Origin of the sequence: Paenibacillus sp. FSL H7-0716, from assembly GCF_038002705.1 — a bacterium.
Lineage (GTDB): Bacteria > Bacillota > Bacilli > Paenibacillales > Paenibacillaceae > Paenibacillus_AQ > Paenibacillus_AQ odorifer.
The window spans coordinates 1-14,714 of record NZ_JBBODA010000036.1 but is presented as its reverse complement, the minus strand read 5'-3'; the positions used below and the strand labels follow the sequence as shown (position 1 = coordinate 14,714).

Annotated in this window: 17 protein-coding genes and 1 riboswitch; all 17 genes read right to left on the bottom strand. The window is 45.7% G+C overall.

Features of this window, described 5'->3' with window-relative positions; genetic code table 11:
- Positions 1 to 3: 3 nt before the first annotated feature.
- A complete protein-coding gene (locus MHH60_RS28090) occupies positions 4 to 555 on the bottom strand; it encodes a F0F1 ATP synthase subunit delta (protein WP_076123928.1) in 552 nt (183 codons plus the stop codon).
- On the bottom strand, positions 552 to 1,040 hold the full coding sequence (gene atpF, locus MHH60_RS28085; protein WP_076123930.1) for a F0F1 ATP synthase subunit B: 489 nt from the start codon (positions 1,038 to 1,040) through the stop codon (positions 552 to 554). The genes MHH60_RS28090 and atpF overlap by 4 nt, the downstream gene beginning before the upstream one ends.
- Before the next feature lie 97 nt (positions 1,041 to 1,137).
- Positions 1,138 to 1,350: a F0F1 ATP synthase subunit C gene (gene atpE / locus MHH60_RS28080; RefSeq protein WP_036681574.1), complete on the bottom strand. Its 213-nt coding sequence runs from the start codon at positions 1,348 to 1,350 to the stop codon at positions 1,138 to 1,140.
- Positions 1,351 to 1,455: 105 nt separating this feature from the next.
- Positions 1,456 to 2,223 (bottom strand): F0F1 ATP synthase subunit A, encoded by a 768-nt coding sequence (atpB, locus tag MHH60_RS28075; protein WP_036681575.1) that lies wholly within the window; start codon positions 2,221 to 2,223, stop codon positions 1,456 to 1,458.
- Between the two features lie 29 nt (positions 2,224 to 2,252).
- Positions 2,253 to 2,630: an ATP synthase subunit I gene (locus MHH60_RS28070; protein ID WP_036681578.1), complete on the bottom strand. Its 378-nt coding sequence runs from the start codon at positions 2,628 to 2,630 to the stop codon at positions 2,253 to 2,255.
- Entirely contained in the window at positions 2,623 to 2,856 is a 234-nt protein-coding gene (locus MHH60_RS28065) for an AtpZ/AtpI family protein (protein WP_036681579.1), read from the bottom strand. Before MHH60_RS28065 ends, MHH60_RS28070 begins: the two co-directional genes overlap by 8 nt.
- A 178-nt stretch (positions 2,857 to 3,034) precedes the next feature.
- Positions 3,035 to 4,195: a non-hydrolyzing UDP-N-acetylglucosamine 2-epimerase gene (wecB, locus tag MHH60_RS28060; protein WP_076137881.1), complete on the bottom strand. Its 1,161-nt coding sequence runs from the start codon at positions 4,193 to 4,195 to the stop codon at positions 3,035 to 3,037.
- Between the two features lie 58 nt (positions 4,196 to 4,253).
- Complete coding sequence (gene upp, locus MHH60_RS28055) at positions 4,254 to 4,883, bottom strand: uracil phosphoribosyltransferase (RefSeq protein ID WP_036681583.1); 630 nt, start codon at positions 4,881 to 4,883, stop codon at positions 4,254 to 4,256.
- A 422-nt stretch (positions 4,884 to 5,305) separates the two neighbouring features.
- On the bottom strand, positions 5,306 to 6,553 hold the full coding sequence (gene glyA / locus MHH60_RS28050) for a serine hydroxymethyltransferase (protein WP_076137882.1): 1,248 nt from the start codon (positions 6,551 to 6,553) through the stop codon (positions 5,306 to 5,308).
- Between the two features lie 115 nt (positions 6,554 to 6,668).
- On the bottom strand, positions 6,669 to 7,253 hold the full coding sequence (locus tag MHH60_RS28045; RefSeq protein ID WP_076137884.1) for a TIGR01440 family protein: 585 nt from the start codon (positions 7,251 to 7,253) through the stop codon (positions 6,669 to 6,671).
- A gap of 74 nt (positions 7,254 to 7,327) precedes the next feature.
- Positions 7,328 to 7,410, bottom strand: a riboswitch (ZMP/ZTP riboswitch).
- A gap of 48 nt (positions 7,411 to 7,458) precedes the next feature.
- Positions 7,459 to 8,046 carry a low molecular weight protein arginine phosphatase gene (locus MHH60_RS28040; RefSeq protein ID WP_036681588.1) on the bottom strand — a complete coding sequence of 196 codons (588 nt, stop codon included), beginning with the start codon at positions 8,044 to 8,046 and terminating at the stop codon, positions 7,459 to 7,461.
- Between the two features lie 45 nt (positions 8,047 to 8,091).
- The gene (locus tag MHH60_RS28035) at positions 8,092 to 8,664 is read right to left on the bottom strand and encodes a manganese efflux pump MntP (RefSeq protein WP_038573646.1); all 573 of its coding nucleotides are present in this window, start codon (positions 8,662 to 8,664) and stop codon (positions 8,092 to 8,094) included.
- Between the two features lie 104 nt (positions 8,665 to 8,768).
- Complete coding sequence (locus tag MHH60_RS28030; RefSeq protein ID WP_076137932.1) at positions 8,769 to 10,124, bottom strand: L-threonylcarbamoyladenylate synthase; 1,356 nt, start codon at positions 10,122 to 10,124, stop codon at positions 8,769 to 8,771.
- A gap of 105 nt (positions 10,125 to 10,229) precedes the next feature.
- Complete coding sequence (gene spoIIR, locus MHH60_RS28025) at positions 10,230 to 10,988, bottom strand: stage II sporulation protein R (RefSeq protein WP_081389131.1); 759 nt, start codon at positions 10,986 to 10,988, stop codon at positions 10,230 to 10,232.
- Between the two features lie 83 nt (positions 10,989 to 11,071).
- Entirely contained in the window at positions 11,072 to 12,259 is a 1,188-nt protein-coding gene (locus tag MHH60_RS28020; RefSeq protein ID WP_076137886.1) for an FtsW/RodA/SpoVE family cell cycle protein, read from the bottom strand.
- 646 nt (positions 12,260 to 12,905) lie between these two features.
- Positions 12,906 to 14,090 carry an FtsW/RodA/SpoVE family cell cycle protein gene (locus tag MHH60_RS28015; RefSeq protein ID WP_076123938.1) on the bottom strand — a complete coding sequence of 395 codons (1,185 nt, stop codon included), beginning with the start codon at positions 14,088 to 14,090 and terminating at the stop codon, positions 12,906 to 12,908.
- 140 nt (positions 14,091 to 14,230) lie between these two features.
- The coding region (locus MHH60_RS28010; protein WP_341161182.1) for a HemK/PrmC family methyltransferase at positions 14,231 to 14,714 on the bottom strand (484 nt) is incomplete at its 5' end.

Below are 14,714 nucleotides of genomic sequence, written 5' to 3'. Positions count from 1 at the left end.
CCCCTATCTTCTATGCTTATCATTAAAGGATTTCTCGAGACGCTCCAATTTGTTAGACAGACTGCCGTCATACAGCGTATCGCCGATATAAACTTTCAGTCCTCCCAACAGGCTTGGGTCCACCACATTCGTAATCCGGATTTTACGGTTTACGAGTTGGCCGAATTCTGCAGCTACAGCTGCTTTTTCTTCTTCACTTAAAGAATAAACAGAGTATACCTTAGCATCACCAATGCCAAGAGCGTCTCCTTCAATCTTGATATACGTATCCAGCAGATCGGCAAAAATATCGGTTCTGCCTCGCTCTACTAACAATTCTACAATGTTCATCACGATGGGAGAGAGCTTATCTTGAAGCGCTGTGCGCAGCACTTTCAGCTTGTCGGACTCCGAGATGCGCGGTGCAAGAATAAACCGCTTTATCTCTTGGTCGGAATGTAATAATCCAACCACTGCCTTGAGCTCTTCTTCTACTTCAAGGGTAATCCCTTTCTCTACCGCTGCACTGTACAATGCTCTAGCGTAGCGCTTGGCAACTACCGTATCGCGGCTCATGATTGGCCTCCTACCTCTTTGAGGTATTGGTTCACAAGTTGCTCCTGCTCGCCGTTAGCACTAACTTCTTTCTTAAGAAGTTTAGAAGCAATACGAACAGATGCCGTTCCAATTTCGCTGCGCAACTCTTCCACTGCTTTGTTCTTTTCGTTCTCAATATCGCGCACGGCCTCTTCTTTGACACGTGCTGCATCTGCTTTGGCTTGTGCCAAAGTTTGTTCTACCTGTAGATTGCTTGTGATTTGCGATTGTTGAATAATTTGTTGAGCTTCCTGGCGTGCACTGTTCAGCGCTTGCTTCTGCTCTTCCACATACGCGACCGCTTGTTCTCTAGTCTTCGCAGCTTCGTCCATTTGCTGCATTACCAGCTCACGGCGTTTCTCCATAACTGCAAAAAGTTTGCTGAACGCATATTTGCTAAGCAAGAAATATAAAATCCCAAAGGCGACAATTGAAAATACTATGTTTGTCCAAACAATATCCACTGAGGTCACTCCCTTCCGTTACCGCGTCATGCGGACGTATACAAAAGTAAGGCGCGGATGGCATCGGCCGTCCCCGCCAAACCGTAACTACGGTTTATTAAGTAAACATAATCAGGAATGCGATAACTGTTGCTGCCAACGGAATAACTTCGACGATACCTACACCAATAAACATTGTTGTTTGCAAAGCATTTTTCGCTTCTGGTTGACGAGCGATGGACTCAACTGTTCTACTAACGATCATACCGTTACCAAGACCTGCGCCAAGTGCACCCAATCCAACCGCTATTGCTGCTGCTAAAAATTCCATTTGTAAATATCCTCCTTTAATTTCGGTTCATATTTGTGTTTAATGATATAAGATATCTCCCACGAAGGAAAATCAGACGATAGCCGTTCTCTTCGCAGCAGTTCATTAATGTGCTTCTTCTTCGTGAATCGTCATCTGTGCGATATAAACCATCGTCAGAATCGTAAAGATAAACGCTTGTAGTGCCCCGACGAAAATACTGAAGCCCTGCCATACAGCCAGGAACGGAATACTGAGAATTCCCAGCTTCAAAATGACTGTAATCAGTACTTCTCCGGCGAAAATGTTAGCGAATAGACGAATAGCCAACGCTACAGGTTTTGCCAGGTTTTCGATAATGTTCAGTGGCAAAAAGATTGGAAACGGTTCGATGTAGTGTTTGAAATAATGTTTGCCGTTGAGCTTAATGCCCAGAAAGTTCATCAGTACAAATACTATGATTGCCAATCCTGCAGTGACGTTAATGTCAGCAGTTGGCGACTTGTACCATAAAATTTCTGCATGCTCACCATTCGCCAAGTTCTTAGTTGCTTCAATCACGTGGCCAAACACTGTTACAGGTCCATGCGCCTCAGTTACAACGGAGAAAGGCAATCCAAGTAGATTGGAAACAAAGATAAACAGAATCAATGTCAACCCTAAAGATATGTAAGGTTTTCCTTTCTTCAGATCCATGGCACTGCTTATGACACCCTCTACAAATTCCACTACCCATTCCATGAAGTTCTGAAGCTTGGATGGATTTTCAACGGAAAGCTTACGAACCGAAAGCATAACCAGAACAAATACCACTGTACAACTGATCAGAAGCATCAACACGGCGGATAAATCTATCGGTATTCCCCCGACAAATATTTTCGGCATGTCATGCATAGTATCATCCCCCTTTCTCTTTAATCTGGTTAAAGCTTATTCTTCACACTCAGATATATCCCCGCAGGAATGGCGAGAAGCTGAGGAATGAATACGCCCGAAACAGTTGCTACCAGGGAGAAATGCTCAATCTTGACCGAAAACATGGTGACCAAAATTGCAAAGCTAATCCGTGTAACAAAACCGAGGCTGAAGGCATTCCCTTCGTTGCTCGCAATCGACTGCGTAACCCGTCGAACCTTGACGGCCAGATAACGAAAGTTTACCAATCCCGCCACCAGACCCAGAGTCATGCCCAGTGTAATTGCCCGGGTCTCATGATGAAGCACCCAGCCCATTAAGAGTCCTGCCATAAGGACGAGCGTAACTCTAGTGACGGTATTGATCATGGGAGTCATATTATCCATTCTGCTCCCCCAAAAATTTTTTAATTAACAAGGCGACATTCACAATTCCCAGAATCATTCCAGTTATAGTGCCAATGGCGAGCCAATATTTCGGACCCTCCATCAGGTCTTTCAGCCATCTTGCCGCAAAAAAACCAATAAGAATGTAAGCGGCAAGCAAAGTGCCTGCACTTCCAATGACAAGCGCGGTCTGTAACAAGCTGTCCTTGCTATTTTGTTCTTTCATGGGCTACAATCCCAACTAATTTTACTGAATTTCCTGAGTCTTTGTCAATTCATTGAACATTGCCTAAAAACCCTTGAAAACATGAAAATAATCACAGCAAAACGTTCCAAAACCATATAAACCGTACAGTTTCACTGTATGTTGATTTTAATCAGATCAGATATTAGTTTAATTGAAATTATTTATTTTTTGTGAACATTCTGTGAAACTCTTCAGGACGTTCCTTATTAACACCAAAATGGTGCAAAATCGCATTGACAATCCGTTGGGAAGCCTTGCCATCTCCATACGGGTTGGCGGCCCGACTCATCGACTGATAGAGCTCATTATCAGTCAAAAGAGCATGTGTCCGTTGATACACCTTCTCCTCGTCCGTGCCCACAAGTTCCAGCGTTCCAGCCTCGATCCCTTCGGGACGCTCCGTTGTATCACGAAGCACAAGAACAGGCACTCCATAAGAAGGAGCTTCCTCTTGCAGACCGCCGGAATCAGTCAATATCAAGTGGGTATGCGGATAAAAATTATGCAGGTCCACGACATCCAGCGGATCAATCAGCTTAATTCTTGGATGTCCTCCCAGTATCTCATGCGCAGGTTCCTTAACGGCAGGACTCGGATGCACAGGGTAAACAATGGCGACATCTTCGAATTCATCAGCGATTCTTTTAATAGCTCGGAAGATATTACGATGCGGTTCACCTTGAGATTCTCTTCGGTGAGCGGTCATCAAAATAAGTCTTTTTCCTGAAGCAAAATCCAAAACAGGATGCCGGTAATCCGGCTGTACGGTATATTGAAACACATCAGTTACGGTGTTGCCTGTGATATAAATACTTGATTCTTTTTTGTTCTCGTGTCTCAGATTGTTAGCTGACAAATCGGTTGGAGCGAAATGTAGATCAGCTAATACACCTGTGAGTTGACGGTTCATTTCTTCAGGATACGGAGACAATTTGTTCCATGTCCTAAGTCCTGCTTCTACGTGCCCAACTTGAATTTGCTGCAGGAAGGAAGCGTAACTAGCTAAAAACGTTGTTAAGGTGTCCCCATGCACCAGCACGAGGTCAGGTTTAGCTTCTTTCAGTACAGGTTCCAAACCTTCAAGCACACGAATAGTAATCTCATTCAAGGTCTGACGGTCCTTCATCACGTCCAAATCGTAATCAGGGGTGATATTAAACACTTCCAACACTTGATCGAGCAGTTCTCTATGCTGTGCTGTTACACATACTATTGATTCGATATGCTCAGGATGCTTCTTCAGTTCAAGAACCAGAGGAGCCATCTTGATCGCCTCGGGGCGCACTCCGAAAATAGTCATTACTTTGATTTTGGACATAACCCCTACCCTCTCATCAAATATTCTCGCATTACTATACTTAATACTTAATTACTTATTACTTGGTTCCATAAAGACGGTCACCAGCATCACCAAGACCCGGCACGATGTAACCATGTTCATTCAAATGATCATCAAGCGCCGCTACATAAATATCAACATCCGGATGAGCTTCCTGAACTGCAGCAACACCTTCTGGCGCTGCAATCAAGTTCATCATTTTGATCTGCGTACAACCACGGTTCTTCAGTGAGGTAATCGCAGCAATTGCGGATCCGCCTGTAGCAAGCATCGGATCAATTACTATCAATTCACGTTCCTGTACGTCCGTTGGAAGCTTGATATAATACTCCACTGGTTGAAGAGTGTCTGGATCACGGAAAAGCCCTACATGTCCTACTTTAGCCGCAGGTAGAAGCTTCAGTACACCTTCAAGCATACCTAAACCCGCACGGAGAATAGGAATAAGCCCCAGCATTCTTCCCGAAATCACTTTGCTTTCCGTCTCAGTGACCGGTGTTTGTACCGTAATGGTCTCTAGTGGAATATCACGTGTAATCTCATAAGCCATCAATGTGGCAACTTCGTCAACATGTTCTCTGAAATCCTTCGTGTTTGTTCTAACGTCGCGAATAAATGTTAGTTTGTGTTGAATTAAAGGATGATCGCAAATCACCAATTTTCCCATTTACTGTCCCTCCGGTAATTGTAAGTCTTGTCTATAGCCATAGAAAGCGCTTTGCTTCTCAGTGGCTAAATCCTGTCTATTATAGCACTCCCGCCGCTGCATTTCACCTCAGAATGGTACTTGAACTCACATTGAACATATTCCTTTGTATTTCCTTGTTTTTAAAGGTAATGATTGGCTTAATTAGGAAACCAATCACTTATAAAACCTAGATTATGTTGTGCAACTTTGGATTTTTCATACTATTCACATTATTTTCACTAATTTTATTGAAAGTTCCATGAACTTTCATGATTGATTTCATTCAATTTCATCTAATACCTACAGTAATATTTGTGAACAATATGCAACAAAAAAGCCTCCATCCAACCCGGAAGAGGGTATGAATGGAGGCAAAGTCATTTCTTATTAGAAGCAAAGATTTAGTATTTCAACTCTGGATAAAGAGGGTATTGGTCAGTCAACTCAGCCACTTGACGGGCAGATTTTTCCAAGTTTGCCTCATCCTTCGGATTCTTTAGAACATTAGCAATGATACGTCCAATAGTGACCATCGCCTGCTCGTCCATACCACGGGATGTGACTGCAGGTGTACCAATACGAATACCGCTTGTTACGAAAGGACTTGTAGGATCAAATGGAATTGCGTTTTTATTCACAGTAATCCCGATGGAATCTAGTACTTTTTCCGCATCTTTTCCGGTAATGTTCAGATTACGGGTGTCCAGCAGCATCAAGTGGTTATCTGTACCTCCGGATACAATGTTAACCCCTTCGCTGATCAACGTTTCTGCAAGAACATTAGCATTCTTCACTACATTTTGAGCATAAGTCTTAAAGGATGGCTGCAATGCTTCACCAAATGCGACTGCTTTTGAAGCAATTACATGCATCAGAGGTCCACCTTGGGAACCAGGGAATACCGCTTTATCAATAGCAGCTGCCCATGGCTGTCTGCACATAATCATACCTCCGCGGGGACCGCGCAAAGTCTTATGCGTAGTAGTTGTAACGAAATGAGCATGAGGAACCGGGCTCGGATGAAGGCCAGCAGCAACCAATCCTGCGATATGGGCCATATCTACCATAAATAACGCACCCACATCATTGGCGATAGCGCCGAGTTTTTCGAAATCAATAATACGCGGATAGGCACTAGCACCAGCTACAATCATTTTTGGACGGTGCTTGAAGGCTGCTTTACGTACTTCATCATAATCAATTAGGAAGGTATCTTCTTGTACTCCATAAGCAACGAAGTTATAAAGCAATCCAGAAGCATTAACTGGGCTACCGTGTGTCAAATGACCGCCGTGCGCCAAATTCATTCCAAGAACAGTGTCGCCCGGCTTAAGCGCAGCCAGATAAACTGCCATATTTGCTTGGGCGCCGGAATGTGGTTGTACGTTGACATGATCCGCGCCAAATAATTCTTTTGCACGATCACGAGCAAGGTTCTCAACGATATCTACATCTTCACAGCCGCCATAATAACGTTTACCTGGATAACCTTCTGCATATTTGTTCGTAAGCACGGAGCCCATAGCTTCCATTACGGCTTCGCTAACGATATTCTCTGAGGCAATAAGCTCAATGTTGGCACGCTGACGTTTCAGTTCCAGTTCCATCGCTTCTAGTACTGCCGGGTCACTCTTACGCAATTGTTCCATGTTCTTATTTCCTCCCTAGTGTGTGAAGATATGTTGTATTTAAGTAGAAACGATTTGCCCGCCATAAAGTGACTTAGGTTTACGTTTCTGCAAAAAATATAAAAACTAAAGTTCGTTAATCACAAAACTGTGAACCACTTTGTTCCGGACCACGATATACCGCACGTTCCCCGCCAATTAGTGGGGGTCTGGTCCATGCCGCATTCACTCTGGCTGCTCCAATGTAGCGTAGAGTCGGACGGAAAGGAACGGCTACCCGCCGTAAATGCATTCCTATCAGAGTCTCGCCAATATCTAAACCAGCATGAGCTTCTATCGTTTCCGCCAAAACAGGATCTTTCATAGCGTGATAAGCAGCCGTAGCCATCGAACCTCCAGCACCTCGTATAGGTACAGCTGATACTTCCTTCAGACCAAGTAACTCTAGCAGAGAGCGTTCCATTACAAGTGCACGATTTAAATGCTCGCAGCACTGATACACCGGATGAAATCCTTTTTCCGCTGCTACTAAACGAACACCTTCAAGCAATTGTTCTGCAACTTCAAGTGCACCACCAGTTCCAATCCGGACACCAGCAACTTCACTTGTGCTCACTCCGACGACAACAATTTTGCCTGACCCAAGGTTACCAGCCTCCGCCAACTCTCTTAACACAGTGACGGTGGCTTCAGTTAATGATAGCTCCACAACTTCGTCCATCACTCTACCTCCTCAAACTTCAAACAAGCTTATTTTAAACAAAAAAGAGCAGTCCGCAGGTAGCTGCGGATTTGCTCTTTTGCCCAGGCGACCGGCCGTTTATTCCGATGCTCCATCGTGGTTTGATCCACATTTGTCGCCAGTTACATCGGAACCGATTATTTGTAACTTCATCTTAAAGCAAAGTGAACTGAAAATCAACCATTTACAAATGGCGGAAGGTTTCCAGCTTATCCAGCAAACTGAATAGCGCAGTGCGAATCTCAGCAGCAGTTAGCTCATAGTCCTCACGTGTGCCACCAAATGGATCAGAAATATCGAAGCTCGGAATACGCTGGCGAATCTCAATCATCCGCTGCAGATCCGTTGCATTCGGTTCACCACCAAGGGCTAAGCTCAACTCCGCATCTGCGTAAAGGCTGTCCAATTCCTTGATATCCTCCGTCACCGCATCTTCATCATGCACGTATTCCTTCAATGTATAGGTTTTCGTTACAGCATCCGGAAAATACTGCAGTAAATGCTGCTTATGCCCACCCGTCAAGGTCAGCACAAGGTCGGCCCAAGCGACAGCTTGACCTGTCAATTGTGACGACTCCATTGAATCATGAATTCCTTCTTCCTGCAGTATAGCCGCAGCATGTCTTGATATAGAAGTACCGGAAATGGCGGATACACCTGCAGACCGCACTTCCAGGTCGATTCCACGTTCCTTCGCGAGCTTTCGTAAAAGCCCCTCAGCCATAGGACTTCGGCATGTATTCCCGGTGCAGACGAATAAAATATGCAGCATGTTTTGCACCCCCATGAAATTAAATATTCTAATGCCGTTATTGTATCAAAAGATGAATAGCAAGCCAAACCCCAGAAGTATTGCGCCGCCTAGCGCTTCTCCATAATCCCCGAGACCACGACTGACATGCCGTCCAATTAGCAACCCTAGAATCGACATTAGTCCCCCGCAAGCACCGAAGGCTAAGATGGTCAAAAGCACTCCATTCACAAACATCCCCAGTGATACACCCACGGAGAAAGAGTCAATACTGACACTGAGCGAAAGAAGTATCATCCCCCACAAGGTTCGATGATCCATAGCTCGCGAGCTTCCTGTATCCGGACGAAAGGAGTTGTACACCATATGCCCGCCCAAAAGAACTAGAAGACCTCCAGCAGCATAAGTCGTTACTTGACCTAACAGGTGTCCAACATAACTTCCTGTCAATAAACCCAGGAGAGGCATCAGCATATGAAAAACAGCAATGAGCAGACTCATTTGCAGAACATGCAGCAGACGAATACCTTTCATCCCGATCCCTACACCGAGCGAAAAGGCATCCATCCCTAATGCAACCGCCATTATAGTAATGGTAACAATCTGCCCCCATTCGGTATATACATCTCCTAAGCCCATGCTTAACCCCCCAAGTCCGAAATATCTTGTACAACAACGATATGCGGACAAGGGGGTAATCATGACTTCATATGGGAGTCATATACGAAAAAGCAACGCCGTAGTTATCCGGCGTCGATGACAGATCCGCCGGCGGCTTTCATAAGCCGGTTCATGATGGCAGCGCCGAGGCCCGTATATGGGCAAGCCTCGGCTAAGATGTAAGTCGCTCCCACTTCATCGAACCGCCGCAAAGCGGCATATAGGGAGCGAGCCCCTTCCTCCGGCGAGGATAACGAGCCAAGGGAAAGGACACAGGCGGCAGGATCGCCGGGATAAAGGGCCTTATGCTCCTCGAAGAGGAGCAGGCCCGTGATCTCGCCGTTTAGCTGCGCCGCCTGAAGTTGACTTGCGGCTTCGTCCGCCACGCGCTGCGGGGAAGAGCCGCGTACTACACCAAGCCAGCCGCGCGGTGCGTAGTGCGTGTACTTCATGCCCGGCGCGCGCGGTGCAGAATTGTCGCTAGCAGCATCCGCACCATGGTGCTCAATAGATGCGGAAGCCCTTTCGAAAGGCTCACGATTGTTAACATTCAGGCAATCCACTGAAGATTGTGCTGTAGTTGCTTTAGCTGTGATTGGCTCAGCAGCACTGGAATCAACAACAGAGATTGTCGTCCCCGAATCAGCCATGACAGTAGCGGTAGAGGCAGCAGTTGCCTCAGCATTACCGGGCTCTGAGCTTACAGCTTCTGCTCCCACCACTACAGCCAATTGCTCAGAAGTAATCCCTCCGGGGCGCAGCACAGCAACTTTTCCGTCAGGCTGTACCTGCACGACTGTTGACTCTAGTCCAACTCCAGCAGCACCACCATCAAGGACGCCATCAATGTATCCAGCCAAATCTTCCATCACATGCGAAGCTAATGTCGGGCTCGGGCGACCCGAACGATTAGCACTGGGCGCCGCAACCGGACAACCTGCGGCACTGATCAGCGCCAGAGCTACCGGATGATCCGGCATCCGCACACCAACCGTATCCAAACCCGCCGTCACACAAGGCGACAGCACACCTTCACGAACAGGAAGCACAACTGTCAGCGGACCAGGCCAATAAGCTGCCATCAGCGCGGCCGCCTTAGGATGCACCTCTGCAACAAGCTCGTCCAAAGCTGCCGTATCCGCAATATGTACAATTAACGGATTGTCAGATGGCCGTCCTTTTGCTGCAAAAACAGCCTCAACCGCCGCCGTATTTCGCGCATCCGCCCCTAGCCCGTAGACGGTTTCGGTTGTAAAAGCCACGGTTCCGCCTTCACGAAGCATCGTTGCTGCCTCCGCTATCGCCAGCTTGTCAGCTTCATTCGGCTGAAATACCTCAGAATTCGTTCCCTCAGCAGAATTCAACTTCCAGTATACAGTCTCATCTCTATTTCCACTCCGCCGTTGAACGGCGAATAAAGGATTATTGTGTTCATTCATTCTCATCACAGGCTTTCTAGAAGATATAATTTATCTTAGCAAAAAAACGGCCCCAGTCGGGAGCCGTGATAGATCTGCTTATAAAATAGTAACATATCTGGGGTCTTACGACCATAATCCACTGATCCAGTTCCAAAGGTTTTGCAGCAGCTCCCAGACGAAGAACCGTACCTCTGGCTCAGCGGCGGTTTCTCCTGATGGAGCACTTCCTGCCGAGGAATCAGCCTGTACTGTTTTTGCAGCTGCTGATTTCACCTTAGCACTGTTATCAGCACCAGAAGCGGACACTGTTTTTGTACCTTTGTCAGCAGCAGGTGCTGCCGCATCTCCAGAGCCTGCATCGATAAAGCAAAGCGGAGGAAACAGTACACACCACCAATTTTGTCCCTTGCCCGCACCAAGTGTGACCCGTACAGCTTCATACTCCCCAGCAGGATAGACGGTACCACCGTATAATTTGGTTGGAAAAGGGACTACGCCCAGCTCCACTTTATAGGAATATTCAATGCCCCGTTTCTCCAGCTCTGATCCAACCAACGCGTTAAGCTCCGGCAGATGATTTCTAATCAGAGCACGTGCCTGCTCCAAGCTCTGCGGATCCTCAAGAGCAGATACCCACTGGTTCATTTGCTCCACAATTTTATCGCGAATTTGCCGTTTCACCAGCTGATCTTGCGCTCCGTCAGAATTAGCTAGAATACGTAACCGGATAGATTCTTGGGGAATAGATACTTCAGCTACTGCAGCATCGGTTTTTTGACCTTCCCAAGCCATCATGAGGACCATAAAAAAACAAATTAAAATGGCAGTATACTTAAAAGTTACACGTAAGGAATCTCTTTTATCCATATGATTATCGTTCATTTGTTGCAGCCCCTCTCCTCTTAACTCTCATGCTAGTAGTATGCCCGGAGATAAGAGACTGCAAACCTATGAATCTATTAAATTTATAACTTCAATGCCAGCTCCTTATGCAGCTGCAAATCTTCCTCTACATCCTGACCATAAAGATGCACGCTCATCACGACCCCCATGCTGGCCATATTAATTAGAAGAGACGTGCCTCCATAACTGATAAACGGAAGTGTTATTCCTGTCAACGGCATCAGGCCGATAAAAGCTCCAACATTCTCAAGAATTTGGTACAACAGCATAGCCGTAATTCCAATGATTAGAAATGGACCGCTACGCTCCTTACTCTCGAGAGCAATCAGTATCATCCGATGCAGCAAAATAAAAAAGAGCAAGAGAAGCAGCGCAGATCCCACAAATCCAAACTCCTCGGCAATCTGCACGAATATCGCATCCGAATAGGTATATGGGACACGATTATTCTGCACAGAGCTGCCCTGCATATATCCCTCTCCACTCATTCCCCCGGAGGCTATAGCTAATTTGGCATTTTTCGTGTGATAGCTTGCCTTATCTGTCGCTAAATCAGGTACCAGCCAAGGGTCAAACCGCTCCACTAAATGATCCTTACCAATGCCTTCAAAAAAATTGACTGCTTCATCATGATAGTTTATGTAGCTCAAAATCCCAGCAAGACCAATCCCACCCACTATAAGCAAACCGATGAGTGCATGCGATAATTTGATATTCCCGATCCATAGAAGCCCAATCAATATTACGATGTAGCTAAGGGCATTTCCCAAATCATTTTGCATAATCACTATACCAAATGGAATAAACGTAAGAATAGTGAGAGGCACAATCCCTTTCCAGAAGGTTAAGGTAGACCCTTGTTTTCGAATTAAGATCGATGATAAAAAAAGAATCAATACCAATTTAAACAGCTCGGCAGGCTGAAACCTAAGTCCACCGATCTCAAGTCCCAATTGAGCACCGTTCTCTACTTTACCAATAAAACTAACCGACACTAACAAGACTAAGCCCAAGAGATAAATATAAAGTGCATGTTTAACAAATATCTTAAAGTCCACAAAAGCGAGCACAATAAAAACTACAAAACCTAAAATATAGTATTTAAGCATTTGAAAATGAAATCCATCCAATTTCATCGGAGGCGTTATTCTTCCATTGGTTACACTGTATATTGAAAAAATACTAATCACCATCAGCAAAATCAGAACAGTAACAATTACCTTATCAATCCTTTTGAACTTTTGAAGCATCTGCAAGCCCCTTACTCTGTTAAGGTTTCAACTCTCCTCTCTCAGGGAAAGTCGTTCCTTTCTATTGTAGAACATTCGTGAATATAATTCCAAATTTATGTAGCCAATCTATAAAATATCTTTCTATTAAAATTACTCTCTGACGTGATTTTACTCTATGATCCAAACCTAACGGACTCCGTAGACTTTATTTATGGATTTATTGCTCCACGGGAACTTTTGCGGACTCCAGAGTCGTTATTACTTGCCACTTTGCAGTAAATCCAGTCTTTTTGATCAAATAACGTCTTTGCGGTCCGATACTATCCAATAAGTAGTTAATATTCGAATATAAGGGCATCTGAGTCCGAGTCAGGATACAAATACAAATACAAATACAAATACAAATACAAATACAAATACAAATACAAATACAAATACAAATACAAATACAAATACAAATACAAATACAAATACAAATACAAATACAAATACAAATACAAATACGAATACGAATACGAATACTAATACGAATTGCTTCCAGCCTGCTTACCTGAAACGGTCCGTATTATATTACACCAATCCGACGAAGCCGTCCTCCAGCAAAAAGAACCGCCAGTGCCCCTATTAAACAATAAGGACCTGACGGTTCTATTTTATTTCGTGGTTACACCTGTTTGGCAGCTGCATAAGGAGTAGGTTTAGGGAAATCCTCTTCCACTTCTTGCCCGTGCAGACGCACACTCATTACCAGCCCGATGCTGGCCATATTGATGAGCAGTGATGTACCCCCGAAGCTGATGAAAGGTAACGTAATACCAGTCAATGGCATCAAGCCGATAAATGCGCCGATATTCTCAAAAATCTGATACAACATCATCGCGACAACGCCGACAATCAGGAAAGGGCCAGCTCTATCCCTAGACTCCAGCGCAATCAGAATCATCCGGTGAATCAAAATAAAGTACAGCAGCAACACAAACGCAGAACCTACAAACCCAAATTCTTCGGCAATCTGCACAAAGATAGAATCTGAATACGTATATGGCACCCGATCCGTCTGAACGGAGCTGCCGTTCATGTAGCCTTCGCCACTCATTCCACCTGAGGCAATCGCCAGCTTGGCGTTTTTAGTATGATAAAGAGCTTTGGCTGTCGCTTTGTCTGGAACAAGCCAAGGATCAAAACGTTCAATCCAGTGAGATCGTCCAATATCCGTTAGGAAGGTTTTAATTTCATCATGATAATGGATATAACTCATAATTCCCGCAATCGCAGAACTAGCCACGATGACCAACCCGATTAATGCATGCGTGTATTTAATATTGCCTATCCACAACAGACCCGCAAGAATCACAACGTAAGACAAGGCATTCCCAAGGTCATTTTGAGTAAGGACAATAAGGAACGGAAACAAGGTCAGAAGGCCGAGTGGCACAACATCCCGCCAGAACAAAAGCTTACTCTTATTCTTGCGGACAAGCATGGCCGCCAGAAAAAGAATTAATATCAGCTTAAACAGCTCAGCAGGCTGCAGACTAAGACCCCCAGGCAGGGTCAACCAGCCTTGCGCATTATTTTTGGTCTCGCCTAAAAAGCTGACGAGCACCAGCATCCCTATCCCGAACAAATAAATATATATCGCATATTTCACTAAAATTCTGTAATCCAAAAAGGTCATTCCAATAAAAGCTACAAAACCAATAGCATAATACATCATCATACGAATATGATGTCCGTCCAGCTTCTCTCTTCCATGAGTAACACTATATATGGCGAAGATGCTGACCACCATGAGTAATAACAGAACGACTACAATAGCACCATCAATCTTTTTAATCTTCTGAAGCACGCTCTGCCTCCCTACTCTATATCTGGGCTTTCTTTATGATCCCCTAAGAAATCCTGCTAAATTCTATTGTAAAGGAAGTCGGATTGAAAATACAATTTCTCTACCCCGGACAAAATGAACCCTCTGCATAGCAGGCAATATTATCTCGTTATGCCTAGCACATGACGCGGGATTCCAGCCAGATCATTAATGGTGATAATCTCCGTCCAATGGCCCGCTGCCGCAAGGAGTGCAGCGACTTGCTCAGCTTGACCGAAGCCAAGCTCAAAGCCGATCAGGCGCGGCGGTGCCGGGAGCAGCGTCAGCTGCTCCATCATGCGGCGGTACGGGTCCAGCCCGTCCGCTCCGCCATCCAGCGCAGTGCGCGGCTCATGGTCGCGCACCTCACGCTGCAGCCCGGCGATATCCTCGCCGGGGATGTACGGCGGGTTGGAGACGAGAATATCCGTCTCCATCCCCGCGAACGGCTCGAGCAGATCGCCGAGCCGAAAGTCCACAGCTGTGCCATTGCGCAAAGCGTTGCGCTCGGCCACAGCCAGAGCCGCCGGCGAAATATCGCCGGCGCAGACCCGCCACGCCGGCGCTTCCGCCGCCAACGTGACGGAGATCGCACCGCTGCCGGCG